Below are 17,585 nucleotides of genomic sequence, written 5' to 3' on the forward strand. Positions count from 1 at the left end.
TGATCAGTCCTGCTGATACAAGGCTTCGGCCTCGCTCTTCAGCATTCCCATCACTGTACGGTAGGGTGCGGGGCCATAGCTGATGCGGCTGACGCCGAGGCCAGCCATGGTGATATTATCGGGGGTCGCCGGGCGCACCATGATGTTGACCGGCAGGGGCGAACGATCGCAGAGCGCTTCGATCAGCTCCGCGTCGACAAGGCCCGGCGCGAAGAAGCCACTGGCTCCGGCCTCGGCAAAAGCGTCAGCCCGGCGATAGGCCTCGTCAAGCAACAGCTGGTGATGCGCCGTATCACTTTCCTGCAGGAACAGATCGGTACGGGCGTTGATGAAAAGCGGAATTTCCCGCCGGGTGGCCATCTCGCGGATGGCGCGGATGCGGGGCACCTGCGTCTCGATCGGGTGAACGCCGCGACCGCCGATCACCTGATCCTCAAAATTGATGCCGATGGCGCCGTGATCCATGATCTTTTCGACATTGGCGGCGACAGCATCGGGCTCCAAGGCATAGCCGCCCTCGAAATCGACGGAGACCGGCAGGGGACTTGTTACTGAAATCAGGCGGGTGATGACCGCCAGCAGCGACAGCGGCACGGCCTCGCCGTCACCGAAACCATTGGCGGCGGCGACCGACCAGCTGCCCGTCGCCAGCGCCTTGGCGCCCGCCTCGGTCACCGCCTTGGCCGAGCCGGCATCCCATATGTTGAAGAGGACCAGCGGATCACCCTTCTTGTGCAGCTGCGCGAACTCCTCCGCCTTTTCCACCTGACTCATCTCATCCCCCTCCGCAAAAGCCCGATCGGGCACATCCTGCCCCTTGCGCCCGGCAACAGGGGCTCCTCTTCCACCTGACAACTAGCGCAAGGCCCCGAAAATCAACCTGCAAAACCATAGCCTGCATTGGAATGCCCGGCAATGTCCGCAATCTTGCCCCTCTATGCCGGAATCATATTTTGCTTTTCCTCGGGTGCTACCGCATGCCATAAGGCCGGCATGACCCAGACAAAAACGCAGCCCACGCCCGCTGATTTCTCCGATATCCGTGACTGGGTGTTCGACCTCGACAATACGCTCTATCCGCATCATGTCGATCTGTTCGCGCAGATCGACAAGAACATGACCGCCTATGTCTCAGCGCTCCTGCAGATGGAACGAGACGAGGCGCGCAAGCTGCAGAAACAGTACTATCTCGAGCACGGCACCACCCTGCAGGGTCTGATGATCCATCATCGCATCGACCCCAACGACTTCCTGGAGAAGGCGCATGCGATCGACTATTCGGCGCTGATGCCGCAGCCGGAACTGGCCGCCGCCATCAAGGCGCTGCCGGGGCGCAAGTTCATCTTCACCAATGGCAGCGTCAGCCATGCGCAGGCGACCGCCGGCGCCCTCGGCATCCTCGATCACTTCGACGATATCTTCGACATCGTCGCCGCCGACTACGTGCCGAAACCGGCCGGCAGCACCTATGACAAATTCATGAGCCTTAACCGGGTGGATACGAAGCGGGCAGCCATGTTCGAAGACCTGCCGCGCAATCTCACCGTGCCGAAGGCGCTCGGCATGAAGACGGTCCTGCTCGTGCCGCAGAACCTCGAGGGCACCGTTGTCGAATGGTGGGAAAAGACCACCGGCGAAGACGAGCACATCGACTATGTGACCGACGATCTCACGGCCTTCCTCAAAACTTTGGTTTAAGGATTTATTAGGATCGGGTTACGAAAGTTTCATCCGCCTTACAGATGTTTAATTGGTCGTTTCTGACCGCCAGCCGTATCGTTTGACCATTCCTCGACACGAAAGGAAAAACGATGAACGGGAAAAAACTTCTTCTGGCGGGCCTTTCCGCAGCCCTTATGGTCGGCGCTGCCGCGCAGGTAAGCTTTGCGGCGCAACGGGGCCACGACGGCAGGGATGGTCGCGATGGACCGCGCTTTTCGCCGGAAATCGCCTATGTTCGCATGCTGAAGCAGTTCGGCCAGCCTGGCGACACGAAAATCACCAGGGACGAAGTCAAGGCCGGCGTCGACAAGATCTTCGATCAGATCGACACCAATCACGACGGCCAGATCACCCCCGGTGAAGTGCGCGCCTATCGTCAGGAGCGCATCAAGGAGTGGAAGGACGCGCACGCCAAGACCAACGACGATCAGACCAACAACCAGGCCCAGAACGATCAGACCAAGGGCGACCAGGCTCAAAACGACGACAACAAGGGCGACAACGGCCCGCGTCATCACGGACATCATGGCCGCTTCATGCATGAAGCCGGATTGATGCGTGGCATGATGCTGTTCCACCGCATCGACAAGGACGAAAACGGTCAGATCAGCAAGCAGGAAGCCGAAGACGCCGCCAACAAGTTCTTCGACCGCATGGACCGCAACCATGACGGCGTGATCTCGCTGGACGACATGCCGGACCGCCCGCTGCTCTGAACATCCGATCGGGTATGATTGACCATTGAACCGAAAAGCCCGCCGAAAGGCGGGCTTTTCTCGTCAGTGTCCGTTATCGTGCTCGTAGAAATCCGATACGATCTTCCAGGCGTCCTCGGCCGTATCGACGAAGCTGATCAGCTTGACGTCGTCGGGCGCGATGGTGCCGAATTCGGCGAGCGCATCGAAATTGATGATGTCGCGCCAGAATTTTTCGCCGAACAGGATCAGCGGCAGGCGCTCCATGCGGCCGGTCTGGATCAGCGTCAGGCATTCGAACAGCTCGTCCAGCGTGCCGAACCCGCCCGGAAACACGGCGATCGCCTTGGCGCGCACCATGAAATGCATCTTGCGGATCGCGAAGTAATGGAAATTGAAGCTGAGCTCCGGCGTCACATAGACATTCGGCGCCTGCTCGTGCGGCAGCACGATGTTGAGGCCGATGGAGGGGGCACCCTCTTCCGACGCACCGCGATTGCCCGCCTCCATGACGCCGGGGCCGCCGCCGGTGACCACGACATATTCATGGAAATCGAAGCCAGCGGAATAGCGCGAGCACAGACGCGCGAATTTGCGCGCTTCCTCGTAATAGACGGAAGCGGCTTCGAGATTGGCGCGCTGCACCTCGTTGCGCGCCGCCCAGGCGCTGGTGCCGGGGGCCGGAATGCGAGCACCGCCGAACATCACCACCGTCGACTTGATGCCGCGCTCGGTGAGAGACATCTCGGTCTTCAGGAGTTCGAGCTGAAGGCGGATCGGCCGCAGCTCCTCGCGGCAGAGAAAATCCTCATCGGCATAGGCGAGACGATAGGACGGCGACATCGACTGCGGTGTCTTCGGAACGGATTCAGCCCGCTGCTTGTCGGCCGAGCTCGTCTTCAAGGGATCCCAAACCCCATCCTTGCGCCTCAGCCTGCCATTCTTCGCCTTGCTCATTTCCAATGCCTTTCGATCGATCCTTCAAGGGCCGCCATACACCGCAGCGCGAGCGGCCGAGTATCGCATATGCCCCTCTAACGCCTTGAATCCAAGCTCAATCCGCACCGAAAAATCATTCCATTTTTCAGGCCCATGCTGTAGGACCAATCAACCGTATCTGCGGACACCCCTCCGATCGCAACGATAGCCATTGAAGTTTAAGGAATTCTCATGAGCGCCACCGATCTCGCCTCTCTCGAAAACGCCATCGAGGCGGCCTTTGAAAATCGCGACAATGTGAACGTCTCGACACGCGGCGAAGTTCGCGACGCCGTGGAAACCGCGCTGAACCTGCTCGATAGCGGCAAGGTGCGCGTGGCCGAGCGTGGTTCCGACGGCAACTGGACCGTTAACCAGTGGCTCAAGAAAGCCGTGTTGCTCTCCTTCCGCCTGAACGACATGCAGATCGTCGACGGCGGCCCCGCCGGCTCGACCTGGTGGGACAAGGTGCCGTCGAAGTTCGAAGGCTGGGGTGAGAATCGCTTCCGCGAGGCAGGCTTCCGCGCCGTGCCGAACGCCGTCGTCCGCCGCTCCGCCTACATCGCCCCGAACGCCATCCTGATGCCGTCCTTCGTCAATCTCGGCGCCTATGTCGGCGAAGGCACCATGGTCGATACCTGGGCGACCGTTGGCTCCTGCGCGCAGATCGGCAAGCATGTGCATCTTTCGGGCGGCGTCGGCATCGGCGGCGTGCTGGAGCCGATGCAGGCCGGTCCGACGATCATCGAGGACAATTGCTTCATCGGCGCCCGTTCGGAAGTGGTCGAAGGCTGCATCATCCGCGAAGGCTCGGTGCTCGGCATGGGCGTCTTCATCGGCAAGTCGACCAAGATCGTCGACCGCGCCACCGGCGAGATCACCTATGGCGAAGTGCCGCCCTACTCCGTCGTCGTTGCCGGCGCGCTGCCGAACAGCAACATCATGGCAAATGGTCAACCGGCTCCGAGCCTCTATTGCGCCGTCATCGTCAAGCGCGTCGATGAAAAGACCCGCTCCAAGACCGGCATCAACGAGCTGCTGCGCGATTAATGGTTCCGGGAGCGCACCTTCCGGGTCGCGCTCCCCTTCCCCGGTTGGCTAACAGCCCCATATGATCGGCTGGAACCACGGCGGAAATTTTCAGACAATAATGGCCCATCAGTTGCCATAGCCTCGCCATCGCCTTGCCATCTCTCCCCGGATAAGTAGCCTCCGATGACCGCCACCGATCCCGTCGCCAATCTGCAAACCCTGATCCGCTGCGCCTCCGTGACGCCGGCCGAAGGCGGCGCGCTCACCGCGCTCGCCGACCTGCTACTGCCGCTTGGCTTCAAGGTGGAGCGCATGACGGCCAGCGAGCCGGGCACGCCCGATATCGAGAACCTCTATGCCCGTCTCGGCACCGAGGGGCCGCATCTGATGTTCGCCGGCCACACCGACGTCGTGCCCATCGGCGACGCTGCTTCCTGGAGCCATCCGCCCTTTGCCGCCGATATCGCCGGTGGCGAACTTTTCGGCCGCGGCGCGGTCGACATGAAGGGTGGCATCGCCTGCTTTGCCGCCGCCGTCGCCCGCCATATCGAAAAGCACGGGCCGCCTGCCGGCTCCATCTCCTTTCTGATCACCGGCGACGAGGAAGGCCCTGCTATCAACGGCACGGTCAAGCTGCTGCAATGGGCGGCCGAGCGCGGCGAGCAATGGGACGCTTCGCTCGTGGGCGAGCCGACCAATCCCGATCAGCTCGGCGACATGATCAAGATCGGCCGTCGTGGTTCTATCTCCGGCTTCATCACCGTTCATGGCGTACAGGGCCACGCGGCCTATCCGCACCTCGCCGATAATCCGGTGCGCAGCATCGTCAAATTGACCGAGGCGCTGCTCGACCCGCCTTTCGACGCTGGCACCGACAATTTCCAACCATCGAACCTTGAAGTGACGACGATCGATGTCGGCAATGCCGCCACCAACGTCATTCCCGCCAAGGCGACCGCTGCCTTCAACATCCGCTTCAACGACACATGGACCGTCGAGACCCTGAAGGCGGAGATCCTCGCACGCCTCGACGCCGCTGCTGCCGACCAGACACTGCGCCCCGGTCGTAAGCCGACTAAGTATGACATCACCTGGTCAGAGCGCCCGAGCCAGGTATTCCTGACACGCAACAACGCGCTGATCGCCTCGCTCTCCTCGGCAGTCGAAAACGTCACGGGCCATACGCCGAAGCTTTCGACCACCGGCGGCACCTCGGATGCCCGCTATATCAAGGACTATTGCCCCGTGGTGGAGTTCGGCCTTGTCGGCCAGACCATGCATATGGTCGACGAACGGGTGGCTGTCGCGGATCTCGAAACCCTGACCGAGATCTACGAGACTTTCATCCAGCGCTGGTTTGCGAATGCCGAGCTTTAAGGAAGTCCAATATTATCTGGCAGGCCTGTGGCTTCTGCTGCGCATGGACGCGCGCGGCTTCCAATATCTCGACATATCGGACCGTGGCATGCTGCGCTCCTTCTGGGCGATCCTCTGGAGCCTGCCGTCGATCGGTATTTCCTGGCTCTGGTGGCAGCAGGCCTATCTCACCGCCATGCCGCCGGAAACCTCGACCGGCATGGCCTTCTTCCTGCGCCTGGCGCTGGTCGAGGCGGCAAGCTGGCTGACGCCGCTGGTTCTCGCCGGCGTGCTGCTGATGATTTTTCGCTTCGGCGACAAATTCGCGCCTATTGTTGTCGTCGTCAACTGGCTCGGCCTGCCGACGTCCTATCTGAATGCCCTCTTGATCGCGCTGCTTGCCTTCATCCCCGGTTCCAGCGGGCTGGTGGCTATCCTGTGGCTGGGGCTGATGATGGCGATCGTCTTTTCGCTCGCCCGCATGCTGAGGATGATCTGCGGCACGCATCCGCTCTTCATCGGCACCTTGACGCTGGTGCTGCTGATCCCGACGATGCTGCTGACCGATTTTCTGCAGCGCTTCCTCGGCATCTATCCGCCGGGCTGACACTGATTGGTCCCAGCAGAGGGCAGCGCATTATTTCCATGGGCATGGAGAGGTGCACGACGACGGCAAAAGCCGTCCCTCAAGCGATACCAGCAAATAAAAAGAGCCGTAGCGCTCTTTCAAAGCGCTACGGCGTCGCGACCTAATTCCACAGACGGTCTTCAGAGCTGATCGTGCCAAAGCACAATCAGAGCGCCATATCCGGAACCTGCTTGACTGTACCCTTCGGAGTGCTCGTTCCATCCGGGTTTGCGAGCACAGACGGATCGATGGCCGGCGAAGCGATAGCCAGCTGTAGCCGATCGGCCGTTGCGGCCCATTCGTCGGCAAGCACCTGTGGGGTCTCATTCAGCTTCACGCCATAGCTCGGAACGATCTTGTGGATCTTTTCCTGCCATTCGGCCGTCGCGAGCCGATCGGCGAATACCTTCTTGAGCAGATCGAGCATGATGGGCGGCGCGGTGGATGCTCCGGGCGAAGCGCCGAGCAGCGCGGCGATGCTGCCGTCTTTCGACGCAACGATTTCGGTCCCGAGCTTCAGGACGCCACCTTTTTCCTCGTCGCGCTTGATGATCTGAACACGCTGGCCGGCCTGCCACAGGCGCCAATCCTCAGCCTTGGCATGCGGGAAATATTCGCGCAGCGCCGCCAGGCGGTCCTCGTCGGACAGCATCAGCTGGCCTGCCAAGTATTCGACAAGGCTGAACTCATCCAGGGCCACCCGGATCATCGGCCAGATATTGTCGAGCGTCACCGAAGCCGGCAGGTCGAGGTAGGATCCCTCTTTCAGGAACTTGGTGGAGAAGGTGGCGAAGGGTCCGAACAGAACCACCCGCTTTCCGTCCAGCATGCGCGTGTCGAGATGCGGCACGGACATGGGCGGCGCACCGGTTGACGCCTGGCCATAGGCCTTTGCCAGATGCAGGCTTGTCACATCGGGATTGTCGCAGACGAGGAACGAGCCGCCGACGGGGAAGCCAGCATAATCGTCACCTTCGGGAATGCCCGACATCTGGAGCAATGGCAGTGCGGCGCCGCCGGCACCGAGGAAGAGGAACTTCGCGTTGATCGTGCCCTTGCCGGAACCGTCCTTGGTATTGGCGTAGGTGACGCGCCAGGTGCCGTCTTCGTTGCGCTCGATCGCGTGCACTTCCGAAGAGGTGTGCAGTTTGAAGGTCGACTGGCTCTTGAGATGCGCGACATATTGCCTGGTGATCTCGCCGAAGTTCACGTCGGTTCCGAGCGGGCACCATGTCGCCGCGATGTTCTGCGAACGATCACGGCCTTCCATCATCAGCGGAACCCATTTCGCGATCTCGTCATGATCGCGCGAGAATTTCATGCCGGAAAAGAGCGGGCTTGCCTTCAGCGCCTGATGACGCTTTTCCAGGAAGTCCGTGTTCTTGTCGCCCCAGACAAAGCTCATGTGGGGCGTCGAATTGATGAAGGAACGCGGGTTTTTCAGAACACCCACATCCACTTGATGAGCAAAGAACTGGCGGGAGATCTGGAAGGATTCGTTGATCTCGACCGCCTTGCTGATGTGGACGACACCGTTTTCGTCCTGGGGCGTGTAGTTGAGTTCAGCGAGAGCCGAATGGCCGGTCCCGGCATTGTTCCAGCCGTTGGAGCTTTCCAATGCGACGTCGTCGAGCCGCTCGATCATTTCGATCGTCCAGGACGGCTCCAGCTCGGTCAGGAGAACACCGAGCGTCGCGCTCATGATGCCACCGCCGACAAGGAGAACATCCACTGCCCTCTCGGCAGGGGCAGCCCAGCTGGGCAGTGCGGGAAGGCTGAAAGCAGCGGCGCTGGCGGCTGCGGATCCAAGAAGTTGCCGCCGGCTCATCTCAATAGTGGGAGAGCGTTCGGGTCGCGTCTTGCTGCTCTTGGGATTATTGGGCATCGCTAATCCTGCCTCATATCATTCGGCTATCGATCCTCCCGGGCAGGGCTATAAGCCATCGATTGTGCTGTGACAAGTATGCGCGCGACATAATGTATCACTCCCCCAGACCTAGCTGGGGTACCTCACGAATCGTCGGATTCGTCGTCGAGGATCGGCGGCGCGGAACCGGCATCGTCGCGATAATCCACCTGCATGAAATAGAGCCCGTCCGGCGGGGCGACGGGGCCGCAGGCCTTGCGGTCGCGCGCCTCCAATGCGGCACGGACGTCGTCCGGCGTCCACTTACCCTCACCCGCAAGCTTCAGCGTTCCGGCAAAGGAGCGGATCTGGTTGTGCAGGAAGCTCTGCGCCGTGGCGCGGATCTCGATCAACTCCCCATTACGCGTCACGTCCAGCCGGTCGAGCGTGCGTACCGGGCTGTTGGCCTGGCAATGCACCGAGCGGAATGTCGTGAAATCGTGCAGCCCGACCAATGTCTGCGCCGCAGCATGCATGACCTCGTGATCCATATCCTTCGGCACCCACCAGGCACGCCCGGCCTCCAGCGCCAGCGGCGCCCGGCGGACGATAATGCGGTAGAGATAGTGCCGGCGGACCGCCGAGAAGCGGGCGTCGAAGCTGGCATCGACTTCCGTGACATTCAGAATGGCAACACGGTCGCCGGCAAGCCGCAGATGGGCGTTGAGCGCATTGCGCAGCGTGTGCGGCTTCCATTCCCTGGAAAGATCGGCATGGGTCACCTGTCCCATGGCATGCACGCCGGAATCGGTGCGTCCCGCGCCGCGAATGGAAACCTTCTCCCCCGTCAAGGACAGGATGGCACGCTCGATCGCGCCCTGTACGGAAGGACCGTTGTCCTGACGCTGCCAGCCGACATAGGGGATGCCGTCATATTCGACGGTCATGCGGTAACGCGGCATCAGATGGATCCCGTCGCCAGCATTGTGCCCGCCGCGACTGGCGTGCCGCGCAGGAAATCAGCCGCCGCCATCGGCTTGCCACCGGCCTTCTGCAACTTCGTCAGCCTGACGGCGCCGGAGCCGCAGGCAATCACCAGATCGTCGGTCAGCACTTTGCCAGACGCGCCCTCGCCCTCGGCGAGTTCAGACCCAAGCACCTTCACACGCTCCGGCTTGCCGGTGATTTCCATTTCGAACCAGGCGCCAGGAAAGGGCGACAGGCCGCGAATGTGATTATGAACATCGGCGGCCGGCTTACTGAAATCAATGCGGGTCTCGCCCTTGTCGATCTTGGCGGCATAGAGAACGCCCTCGGCAGGCTGCTCCGTCAGCGGCAGCTCATCATATTCCAGCTTGTTCATCGCCTCGGCCATCGCCTTGGCGCCGGCTAGCATCAGTTTGTCGTGCAGCTCGCCGGCAGTCATGGTATCGCCGATCTCGACTTCGCGGGTCAGGGCGACCGGGCCGGTATCGAGGCCCTTGTCCATCTTCATCACCATCATGCCGGTCTTCCTGTCGCCGGCCATGATCGCCCGCTGGATGGGCGCGGCCCCGCGCCAGCGCGGCAGCAACGAGGCATGGCCGTTGTAGCAGCCGAGCCGCGTGCCGGTGAGGATTGCCTCGGGCAGCAGCAGGCCGTAAGCGACCACCACGGCCACATCGGCATCGAGCTCGCGAAAACGCTGGCGCTCGTCGGGACCCTTGAAATTGACCGGCGTGCACACCGGCAGGCCCAACAGCTCCGCCGCCTGATGCACCGGCGACTTCTGCAGATCGAGCCCACGCCGGCCACCGGGACGCGGCGGCTGCGTGTAGACGGCCCTGATCTTATGACCGGCATCGATCAGCGACCGCAACGTCGGCACGGAAAATTCGGGCGTTCCCATAAAGATGATGCTGAGCGACATGCGATCCGTCCGGCTAAGAGGTATCTAGTTTGGCATGATCTTGTCTAAAAACCGCTTCACACTTTTTGGGATCATGCCGAGCCGCCTTCAAACGGGTTTACGAGCTTAAGATCAAGCCCTTCGAAATCTTTTGTGTTCCGCGTCGCCAGTGTCGCGCCATGCGCAAGACAAATGGCGGCGATCATGGCGTCCCGAACGGAAATCTGGTGGCCTGCGCGTTCCCAGCGCGCACGGATGCGGCCTGTTTCGATCGCGCAACGATGATCGAAGCTCACTATTTTGCCTCTGAACGCACCCAGAAGCGCGTTGAAAATCTCGATATAGCGACTGGAATTCGTTCGAAGATGGAAGCGCTCTGCCCCGTACGACAGCTCCATCACGACCACATCACACAGGTAAACATCCGTTTCAGGCTGAGCCAACATCCATGCTTTGACTTGCTGGTTTGTCTCAGGCTTAGTCAGCTCCGAGACGACATTCGTATCGAGAACGATCATTCAAATTCTTCGACCGGCCGGCCGAAATCCTTTTTCCGTTCCGCTTCGATCTCGTCCATAATGCGCGCAAATTCCTCACCCGCCTCAGGATCACTCTCGTCAAAGAAGATCGGACGCAGCGCCTCCCAAGCTGATAGTCCACCGCGGTGGTTATCATTGTCAGTCAACAGAGCTTTACGAAGCAACACCTTTGCTTCCTCCGACAGGCTGCGACCCGTCTGCTTTGCCCGCTCGGCAATATCCTGCTTCATCGCATCGGAAATATCGCGAATCAAAAGGTCGCTCATTCGGCACCTCCATTATGATATCACTGATATCATAGGCGCGCCGGGGCCATTTTTCAACGTTCGCCTCAGAGCGCCTTCGACTTGGCCGCCTTGGTGAACTTCTTGATCACCATCTCGCGCTTCAGACGCGAGATATAGTCGATGAACAGCACGCCGTTCAGGTGGTCGATCTCGTGTTGCAGGCAGGTGGCGAGCAGGCCGTCGGCTTCGATGACCTGTTCCTTGCCATCGCGGTCGATATGCTTGACCGTGACGCGGGCCGGACGCTCGACTTCGGCGTAATAGTCCGGAATGGAGAGACAGCCTTCCTCGTAGACCGAGCGCTCGTCGGACGAGGCGACGACCTCGGGATTGATGAAGACCAGCGGCTGTTTGTCCTCGCCTTCGCGCGCCACATCGATCACCAGCATGCGGCGGGCAACGCCGATCTGGACGGCGGCAAGGCCGATGCCCGGCGCATCGTACATGGTTTCCAGCATGTCGTCGGCAAGGCGCAGAATTTCGGTATCGACGCGCTCGATGGGCTTGGAGGCCTGGCGGAGCAGCGGATCGGGCAAAATGATGAGTGGCTTGATCGTCATGACGTTTCCCATAACGCATCTTTTGGTGCGATGGAATTATCTAGTTGGCAGTCGAAGCGTGTTTTTTCAACGATCCGAGTTCCGGGTCGACACAGCCGGCTTGAAATTTTGTTCACGTTTTGATCTGGATATTCTTCGCGGTTTTGTTATGGTGCCGGCAAGAGTTCCACGAGTATATACGATATCATGTCCTTTACCCTGCTCGGCCAAGCAATTCCCGCGGTCCCGGCTCTGACCGGCCTTGTTATTTTTCTTCTGATCATTGTCATCGTTCTTGTCATGAACGGCAGAGGGCGGCAGTCGGAGGAGGATATGCTGCGAGCCGAGGATGCCGAGCATAACATGGCGGCGATCCTCAGAGCGCAGTCGGAGATGCAGGGGCGGCTCGCCGCCATGACCGAGGTGTTCGGCTCGCGGCAGGCGGAGCTCAATCAAGCTATTGGTCAGCGGCTCGACGGCATGTCGCAGCGGGTGACGGCGACGATCGGCGAACAGACGCGCTCGACACATGAGAACCTGCGCCGCCTGCAGGAGCGGCTCGCCGTCATCGATGCGGCACAGACCAATATCCAGTCGCTGGCGAAGGATGTTGTCGGGCTTCAAGCAATCCTCTCCAACAAGCAGACGCGCGGCGCCTTCGGCCAGGCACGCATGGAGACGATCATCGCCGACGGGTTGCCGATGGGCGCCTATGCCTTCCAGCCGACGCTGTCGAACGGCTCGCGGCCGGACTGCACCATCCGTATGCCGAACGGCTCACCGCCGCTGGTCATCGATGCCAAATTTCCGCTGGAAGCCTGGAACGCCATCCGCAACGCCACCGCGACAAGCCCGGAGCAAGGCAAGATCGCCGCGCAGCAGTTCCGCCGGGATCTCGAAGTGCATATCCGCGATATCGCCGAGAAATACCTCATCCAGGGGGAGACGCAGGATACCGCTTTCCTCTTCGTCCCCTCCGAATCGATATTTGCCGAGATACACGAGAATTTCGAGGCGATCGTGCAGAAGGCGCAACGCTCGCGCATCGTCATCGTCTCGCCGTCGCTGCTGATGCTGTCGATCCAGGTCATCCAGGCGGTACTGAAGGACCAGCGCATGCGCGAGCAGGCGCATGTGATCCAGGGTGAAGTGGCGCATCTGATGGACGATCTTTCCCGCCTCGACGAGCGGGTGCGCAAGCTGCAGGGGCATTTCGCCATGGCGCAGAAGGATGTCGATATGATCGTAACCTCCGCCGACAAGCTGGCGCGGCGCGGCGAGCGGATAGAAGCGCTGGAATTCGAGACCGCCGCCGAGCCGGCAAAGCCCGCCGCCGAGGACCGGCCGAAACCTATCGACAATCGCACCGGCCAACTCAAGCTAAGGGTGGTTGACGAGGACTGACCGCTTCGGGCAGTGTCGCGCCAAATCAATGCGTGCCCTGCCAAAGGATGAAGCAATTCTTGGATGGGAGCGTGCAAGACCAGCAAGCAGGGCAGGACATCCCATGATCACCATTTTCGGCTCCATCAACATGGACCTCATCGCCACTACCGACCGTCTGCCGAAGCCGGGCGAGACGGTGGCCGGCAACGGCTTTTCCACCGCCGCTGGCGGCAAGGGCGCCAACCAGGCGCTGGCCGCGCGCCGCGCCGGCTCGACGGTGCGTATGACCGGCGCCGTCGGCAATGATGGTTTCGCCGAGCCTGCCCTTGCCCTGCTCGATGCTGCCGGCACCGATCTTTCCACCGTTGCTCATGTTTCCGAGCCGACCGGCACGGCACTGATCCTGGTCGGCGGTGACGGCGAGAACATGATCGCGGTCGTCCCCGGCGCCAACGGCACGAAGACGGCCGAAGACGCAACTGCTGTCGTCGATGCACTGAGCCCCAGCGATACGCTGATGCTGCAATTCGAAATCCCGGTCGCGGCCGTCGAAACGGCGCTTACAGCCGCAAAGGCGAAGGGCGTTCGCACGGTTCTCAATCTTGCGCCGCTCATCCCCGAAGCAGCACGCCTCGGGCGCCTCGCTGATATCGTCATCGCCAACGAAACCGAGTTCGAGCTGCTCGCCGGCCAAGACAATATGTCGGCCAGCGATCGTGAGGCGGCGCTCACCCGCCTGCATACTGAGACCGGGCAGACATTGATCGTCACGCTCGGCGGCGACGGCGTCATCGCCATCCGCAATGGCGAGCTTTCGCGCGCCAAGGGCCTCGTCATCGAGCCGGTCGATACCGTCGGCGCCGGCGACACCTTCTGCGGTTATTTCGCCGCCAGCCTCGACCAGGGTTTGGATTTTCACACGAGCCTGCGCCGCGCCGCCGTCGCCGGTTCGCTTGCCTGCCTTCAGCCCGGCGCCCAGCCTGCCATTCCGGTTGCAAGCGACGTCGCCGCGCGTCTTTGAGACCCACCGTGCTGACTATCCCGTTTGCAGGCGATTCCGCCTGAAAACGGGATATTTCAGCAAAGCAAGTTAATTAAAATTTTCCGCTTCGCCATCATCCTCCTCTCGTCTGCCGTGTATCATCGTCTCGCGGCGGCAGGCATTTTCCCGGCGGCCCCATGACAGGGCCATCCTGTGCCGACCTTGCATTCGGATAATGTGCATCCGACGCATCGCTCTCGAGGAAATGATGTCCATTTTTCGTATGAAGTCGCTTGCGGCCAAGCTCATCCTGGTCACCGGGCTGGCGATTGCGCTTGTCCTGTTCGTCTCCAATTTCCTGCTGATTTCCCAGACACGCGATCGCGTCCAGACGCTGACGATGGACCAGGCCAATAGCGAGGCCAAGTCCATCTCCAACGAGATCGCCGCCAATGTCGGTGAACTCGCCAGCGCCGCCCGCTCGATGGCGGCCGTGATCGGCCGTGGCCACGAGGGCCACACCTTCGACCGCAAGGGCGTCATCAATATCCTCAAGGCCAATGTCGAGCAGAACGCCTTCGCCTTCGGCAGCTGGTTCTGCGAGCAGCTCGGCACATTCGACGGCAAGACGACGGAGCTTGCCGGCAACAAGGATCAAGGCGTCAACGACAAGGGCGCGTTTACACCCTATTGGTCGAAGACCAAGGATGGCGGTATCCTGTACTCCACCTTCGACAACGACTACACCGCCGCCTGGTGGAAGCTCGCCGCCGACAGCAGCAAGGGCGCGATCACGCCGCCCTACATGGCCGAGGGCACCGAAGTTCCGACGACCATGATCTCAATCGCCTATCCGGTCATGTCCGGTGGCAAGATGATCGGCGTTTCCGGCGTCGATATTTCGCTCGCCTCTCTGTCCACCAAGCTGCAGAGCCTGCACCCCTTCGGCTCGGGCCGCGTCCTCCTGGTTTCGCAGGATAACAAGTGGCTGGTGGCCCCGAGCAAGGAACTGCTGATGAAGGAGTATAACGGCGATGGCTCCGAGGCCATCAAGGCCGCGCTGACCTCGTCGACGGCGGGCCTGCTGAAGAACCTTGCCGATGGCAGTGGGGAGGCATTCGACCGGGTGGTCTATCCCTTCGCCGTGCCGGGCCTCAACGCTACCTGGGTCGTTCTCGTCGATGTGCCGCATAGCGCGATCGAAGCACCCGTGCGCGATCAGACCTACATGATGATCATTGGCGGCATCCTGGTGCTTGCCGCCGTCATGCTGGCCCTCTATGCCGCCGTCCGCCGCTTCGTGCAGAAGCCGCTCGGCGGATTGGTTGCCAGCGTCAACAGCCTCAGCGCCGGCAACTATGGCGAACCCGTCACTGGCCAGACCGGCACCGACGAGATCGGCTCGGTCGCCAAGGCGCTCGAGGGCTTCCGCTTTGGGCTTGCCGATGCAAAGCGATTGGAAACAGAGGCCGACGACCAGCGCCGCGCCGCGGAAGGCGAGCGCTATCGTTCGGAGACGGAACGCGGCGAAACTGTCGCGCTGCAGCGGCGCATCGTCACCATTCTCGGCCAGAGCCTGGCGGAGCTTTCCAAGGGTAATCTCGGCCATCGCATCGCCGAGGAGTTTCCGGGCGAATATGCCAGCCTGAAACAGGATTTCAACGAGGCGCTGGCAAGCCTCGAAGAGACCGTGCACACGATGAACCTCGGCGTCGGCAATATTGGTAACGGCACCGGCGAAATCAGCAACAGCGCCTCCGACCTTGCCCGCCGCACCGAACAGCAGGCGGCGAGCCTGGAACAGACCGCAGCCGCGCTCAACCAGCTGACCGCCCAGGTCAATTCCAGCGCCGACAATGCCCGCACGGCGGCAAACAGCGTCAACGCGGCGTCCGAGGATGCAGGACGCTCCGGCGAGATCGTGCAGAAGGCGATCGCCTCCATGCGAGGCATCGAGCAATCGTCGCAGGAGGTCTCGCGCATCATCAGCGTCATCGACGAGATCGCCTTCCAGACCAATCTGCTGGCGCTGAACGCCGGTGTCGAAGCCGCCCGCGCCGGCGAGGCCGGCAGGGGTTTTGCCGTCGTGGCGCAGGAGGTGCGTGAACTGGCGCAGAGATCCGCCAACGCCGCCAAGGAAATCAAGACCCTGATCAACACCTCGGCCGGCCAGGTGAAGGAAGGGGTCGATCTTGTCGGCCACACCGGCAATGCGCTGCACAAAATCGCCGAGCAGGTCATGCAGATCAACGGCCTGATCCGCCAGATCTCGGCGTCGGCCAGCGAGCAGGCAGTCGGGCTGAAGGAAATCAACTCGGCGGTCAACCAGATGGACCAGGTGACGCAGCAGAACGCGGCGATGGTGGAGGAAACCACTGCCGCCAGCGTGGCACTGAACGACGAGGCGCAGACGCTGAGGGCGCTTGTCGCCCGCTTCAGCACGTCGCATAGCGGCCAGGACAACGCCACAGCGCTGCGTGCCACGGCCCAGCAGATGCGCGCAACAGCATCAGCACCCGCACCTACCCGTCGCGCACCCCCGGCTCCGCCTGCCCGCAAGACACAGCCCCAGACGCAGGGCGCCAATGCGCTGGCGCGGGACGACTGGGAAGAGTTCTGAGCCAACCAAAGAGAAATGCAAAAGGCCGCCGGTTCATCCCGGCGGCCTTTTGCATTTATGCAGCAGATGCGGCTGTCAGATGCGCGCGAAACGCTCCGTCAGCAGCGCGAAGAAACCGTCGGCGTCGACGTTGCGCATGACCTTGGCGTTGTGCTTGCGGTCGGTGACGTGCCACCAATCGACGACGGTCATACCAACCGTCAGTTCCGAAGTGATTTCTATCTCGACATTGCAATCGCGACCCTTGAAGAGTTCCGGCTTCAGCAGATAGGCAATGACGGTCGGGTCGTGCAGTGGGCCACCGTCGGAGCCGTATTTCTCGATGTCGAAGCGCTCGAAGAATTCCAGCATCTCGACCATGGCCTTGGCCGGCGCCGAGCCGATCGCAGCGATGCGCGCAACGCGATCCTTGCGGGTGAGCAGCTGATGGGTGACATCAAGCGGCATCATGACGATCGGCACGCCGGAGCGGAAGACGACATCGGCGGCTTCCGGATCGACATAGATGTTGAACTCGGCGGCCGGCGTGATGTTGCCACCCTCGAAGAAGCCGCCGCCCATCATCACCAGCTCGCGAACACGGCCAACGACATCGGGGGCCTTCTGAAAGGCAAGTGCGATATTGGTGAGCGGACCGAGCGTGCAGAGTGTGACCGCCCCTTCGGGCTCGCTGCGCAGCGTCTCGATGATGAAGTCGACGGCATGACCCGGCTGGAGCGGCATGGTCGGTTCGGGCAGTTCGGGACCGTCAAGGCCGGTCTTGCCATGCACATGCTCGGCGGTGACCAGCTTGCGCTTGATCGGCGCATCGGCGCCAGCAAAGACTTTGACGTCGCGGCGATTGCAGAGCTCGCAGACGATACGGGCATTGCGGCTTGTCAGCGCCAGCGGCACGTTGCCGGCAACCGTCGTGATGCCGAGCACGTCGAGCTCCTCGCGGCTTCCGAAGGCAAGCAAGATCGCGGCGGCGTCATCCTGGCCGGGATCGGTATCGATGATGATTTTTCTGGGCTCGGTCATGTCTGTGGCTTCCCTCCGGTGCAGATCGGCATGACTTGATGCGAGCCCGCCGGAGCTTTGTCAAGCA

The 17,585-nt window shown here is 61.5% G+C and carries 17 protein-coding genes; 8 read left to right on the forward strand and 9 right to left on the reverse strand.

The features are described from left to right. Positions 1 to 3: 3 nt before the first annotated feature. A complete protein-coding gene (locus AC1RO0_RS22440; RefSeq protein WP_498594969.1) occupies positions 4 to 774 on the reverse strand; it encodes an isocitrate lyase/PEP mutase family protein in 771 nt (256 codons plus the stop codon). Positions 775 to 993: 219 nt separating this feature from the next. On the opposite strand from AC1RO0_RS22440, the gene AC1RO0_RS22445 reads away from it, so the two are divergent. Then, entirely contained in the window at positions 994 to 1,698 is a 705-nt protein-coding gene (locus AC1RO0_RS22445; RefSeq protein WP_498594970.1) for a pyrimidine 5'-nucleotidase, read from the forward strand. Positions 1,699 to 1,811: 113 nt separating this feature from the next. Then, positions 1,812 to 2,438 (forward strand): EF-hand domain-containing protein, encoded by a 627-nt coding sequence (locus tag AC1RO0_RS22450; RefSeq protein WP_498594971.1) that lies wholly within the window; start codon positions 1,812 to 1,814, stop codon positions 2,436 to 2,438. A gap of 63 nt (positions 2,439 to 2,501) precedes the next feature. Here AC1RO0_RS22450 and AC1RO0_RS22455 read toward each other — a convergent pair whose 3' ends face one another. Continuing rightward, positions 2,502 to 3,374: an LOG family protein gene (locus AC1RO0_RS22455; protein ID WP_498594972.1), complete on the reverse strand. Its 873-nt coding sequence runs from the start codon at positions 3,372 to 3,374 to the stop codon at positions 2,502 to 2,504. Positions 3,375 to 3,587: 213 nt separating this feature from the next. Here AC1RO0_RS22455 and dapD point away from each other — a divergent pair, with 213 nt between their 5' ends. The 3 genes from dapD to AC1RO0_RS22470 all read left to right on the forward strand — a co-directional run bounded on the left by dapD (position 3,588) and on the right by AC1RO0_RS22470 (position 6,390). After that, positions 3,588 to 4,445 carry a 2,3,4,5-tetrahydropyridine-2,6-dicarboxylate N-succinyltransferase gene (dapD, locus tag AC1RO0_RS22460; protein ID WP_498594973.1) on the forward strand — a complete coding sequence of 286 codons (858 nt, stop codon included), beginning with the start codon at positions 3,588 to 3,590 and terminating at the stop codon, positions 4,443 to 4,445. Between the two features lie 165 nt (positions 4,446 to 4,610). Beyond that, positions 4,611 to 5,804 carry a succinyl-diaminopimelate desuccinylase gene (gene dapE, locus AC1RO0_RS22465; protein ID WP_498594974.1) on the forward strand — a complete coding sequence of 398 codons (1,194 nt, stop codon included), beginning with the start codon at positions 4,611 to 4,613 and terminating at the stop codon, positions 5,802 to 5,804. Continuing rightward, the gene (locus AC1RO0_RS22470) at positions 5,791 to 6,390 is read left to right on the forward strand and encodes a hypothetical protein (protein WP_368509871.1); all 600 of its coding nucleotides are present in this window, start codon (positions 5,791 to 5,793) and stop codon (positions 6,388 to 6,390) included. The genes dapE and AC1RO0_RS22470 overlap by 14 nt, the downstream gene beginning before the upstream one ends. Before the next feature lie 187 nt (positions 6,391 to 6,577). On the opposite strand, the gene mqo is transcribed toward AC1RO0_RS22470, so the two are convergent. The 6 genes from mqo to def form a co-directional block, all read right to left on the reverse strand. Then, on the reverse strand, positions 6,578 to 8,296 hold the full coding sequence (gene mqo, locus AC1RO0_RS22475; protein WP_498594975.1) for a malate dehydrogenase (quinone): 1,719 nt from the start codon (positions 8,294 to 8,296) through the stop codon (positions 6,578 to 6,580). Positions 8,297 to 8,421: 125 nt separating this feature from the next. Further along, entirely contained in the window at positions 8,422 to 9,219 is a 798-nt protein-coding gene (truA, locus tag AC1RO0_RS22480; RefSeq protein WP_498594976.1) for a tRNA pseudouridine(38-40) synthase TruA, read from the reverse strand. Beyond that, the gene (gene fmt, locus AC1RO0_RS22485) at positions 9,219 to 10,166 is read right to left on the reverse strand and encodes a methionyl-tRNA formyltransferase (RefSeq protein WP_498594977.1); all 948 of its coding nucleotides are present in this window, start codon (positions 10,164 to 10,166) and stop codon (positions 9,219 to 9,221) included. The genes truA and fmt overlap by 1 nt, the downstream gene beginning before the upstream one ends. Positions 10,167 to 10,237: 71 nt before the next feature. Next, complete coding sequence (locus AC1RO0_RS22490; protein WP_498594978.1) at positions 10,238 to 10,663, reverse strand: type II toxin-antitoxin system VapC family toxin; 426 nt, start codon at positions 10,661 to 10,663, stop codon at positions 10,238 to 10,240. Then, entirely contained in the window at positions 10,660 to 10,950 is a 291-nt protein-coding gene (locus AC1RO0_RS22495; protein ID WP_498594979.1) for a FitA-like ribbon-helix-helix domain-containing protein, read from the reverse strand. Before AC1RO0_RS22495 ends, AC1RO0_RS22490 begins: the two co-directional genes overlap by 4 nt. 65 nt (positions 10,951 to 11,015) lie before the next feature. Further along, on the reverse strand, positions 11,016 to 11,531 hold the full coding sequence (gene def, locus AC1RO0_RS22500) for a peptide deformylase (protein ID WP_498594980.1): 516 nt from the start codon (positions 11,529 to 11,531) through the stop codon (positions 11,016 to 11,018). A gap of 186 nt (positions 11,532 to 11,717) precedes the next feature. Between def and AC1RO0_RS22505 the strand changes: the two genes are divergently transcribed. From AC1RO0_RS22505 to AC1RO0_RS22515, 3 genes are all read left to right on the forward strand, one after another. Next, a complete protein-coding gene (locus AC1RO0_RS22505; protein ID WP_498594981.1) occupies positions 11,718 to 12,914 on the forward strand; it encodes a DNA recombination protein RmuC in 1,197 nt (398 codons plus the stop codon). A gap of 103 nt (positions 12,915 to 13,017) precedes the next feature. Further along, a complete protein-coding gene (locus AC1RO0_RS22510) occupies positions 13,018 to 13,917 on the forward strand; it encodes a ribokinase (RefSeq protein WP_498594982.1) in 900 nt (299 codons plus the stop codon). A 229-nt stretch (positions 13,918 to 14,146) separates the two neighbouring features. After that, positions 14,147 to 16,498: a methyl-accepting chemotaxis protein gene (locus tag AC1RO0_RS22515; protein ID WP_498594983.1), complete on the forward strand. Its 2,352-nt coding sequence runs from the start codon at positions 14,147 to 14,149 to the stop codon at positions 16,496 to 16,498. 75 nt (positions 16,499 to 16,573) lie between these two features. Here AC1RO0_RS22515 and AC1RO0_RS22520 read toward each other — a convergent pair whose 3' ends face one another. After that, positions 16,574 to 17,518, reverse strand: a complete 945-nt coding sequence (locus tag AC1RO0_RS22520; RefSeq protein ID WP_498594984.1) for a nucleoside hydrolase — start codon at positions 17,516 to 17,518, stop codon at positions 16,574 to 16,576. Between the last annotated feature and the right edge of the window lie 67 nt (positions 17,519 to 17,585).

It is taken from the genome of Rhizobium sp. GW821-FHT14E12, from assembly GCF_058803745.1.

What these genes read in the sequence shown, in the direction of transcription:
- AC1RO0_RS22440 (WP_498594969.1), bottom strand. Translation starts at nt 774, where the DNA reads ATGAGTCAGGTGGAAAAGGCGGAGGAGTTCGCGCAGCTGCACAAGAAG.
- AC1RO0_RS22445 (WP_498594970.1), top strand. Translation starts at nt 994, where the DNA reads ATGACCCAGACAAAAACGCAGCCCACGCCCGCTGATTTCTCCGATATC.
- AC1RO0_RS22450 (WP_498594971.1), top strand. Translation starts at nt 1,812, where the DNA reads ATGAACGGGAAAAAACTTCTTCTGGCGGGCCTTTCCGCAGCCCTTATG.
- AC1RO0_RS22455 (WP_498594972.1), bottom strand. Translation starts at nt 3,374, where the DNA reads ATGAGCAAGGCGAAGAATGGCAGGCTGAGGCGCAAGGATGGGGTTTGG.
- dapD (WP_498594973.1), top strand. Translation starts at nt 3,588, where the DNA reads ATGAGCGCCACCGATCTCGCCTCTCTCGAAAACGCCATCGAGGCGGCC.
- dapE (WP_498594974.1), top strand. Translation starts at nt 4,611, where the DNA reads ATGACCGCCACCGATCCCGTCGCCAATCTGCAAACCCTGATCCGCTGC.
- AC1RO0_RS22470 (WP_368509871.1), top strand. Translation starts at nt 5,791, where the DNA reads ATGCCGAGCTTTAAGGAAGTCCAATATTATCTGGCAGGCCTGTGGCTT.
- mqo (WP_498594975.1), bottom strand. Translation starts at nt 8,296, where the DNA reads ATGCCCAATAATCCCAAGAGCAGCAAGACGCGACCCGAACGCTCTCCC.
- truA (WP_498594976.1), bottom strand. Translation starts at nt 9,219, where the DNA reads ATGCCGCGTTACCGCATGACCGTCGAATATGACGGCATCCCCTATGTC.
- fmt (WP_498594977.1), bottom strand. Translation starts at nt 10,166, where the DNA reads ATGTCGCTCAGCATCATCTTTATGGGAACGCCCGAATTTTCCGTGCCG.
- AC1RO0_RS22490 (WP_498594978.1), bottom strand. Translation starts at nt 10,663, where the DNA reads ATGATCGTTCTCGATACGAATGTCGTCTCGGAGCTGACTAAGCCTGAG.
- AC1RO0_RS22495 (WP_498594979.1), bottom strand. Translation starts at nt 10,950, where the DNA reads ATGAGCGACCTTTTGATTCGCGATATTTCCGATGCGATGAAGCAGGAT.
- def (WP_498594980.1), bottom strand. Translation starts at nt 11,531, where the DNA reads ATGACGATCAAGCCACTCATCATTTTGCCCGATCCGCTGCTCCGCCAG.
- AC1RO0_RS22505 (WP_498594981.1), top strand. Translation starts at nt 11,718, where the DNA reads ATGTCCTTTACCCTGCTCGGCCAAGCAATTCCCGCGGTCCCGGCTCTG.
- AC1RO0_RS22510 (WP_498594982.1), top strand. Translation starts at nt 13,018, where the DNA reads ATGATCACCATTTTCGGCTCCATCAACATGGACCTCATCGCCACTACC.
- AC1RO0_RS22515 (WP_498594983.1), top strand. Translation starts at nt 14,147, where the DNA reads ATGTCCATTTTTCGTATGAAGTCGCTTGCGGCCAAGCTCATCCTGGTC.
- AC1RO0_RS22520 (WP_498594984.1), bottom strand. Translation starts at nt 17,518, where the DNA reads ATGACCGAGCCCAGAAAAATCATCATCGATACCGATCCCGGCCAGGAT.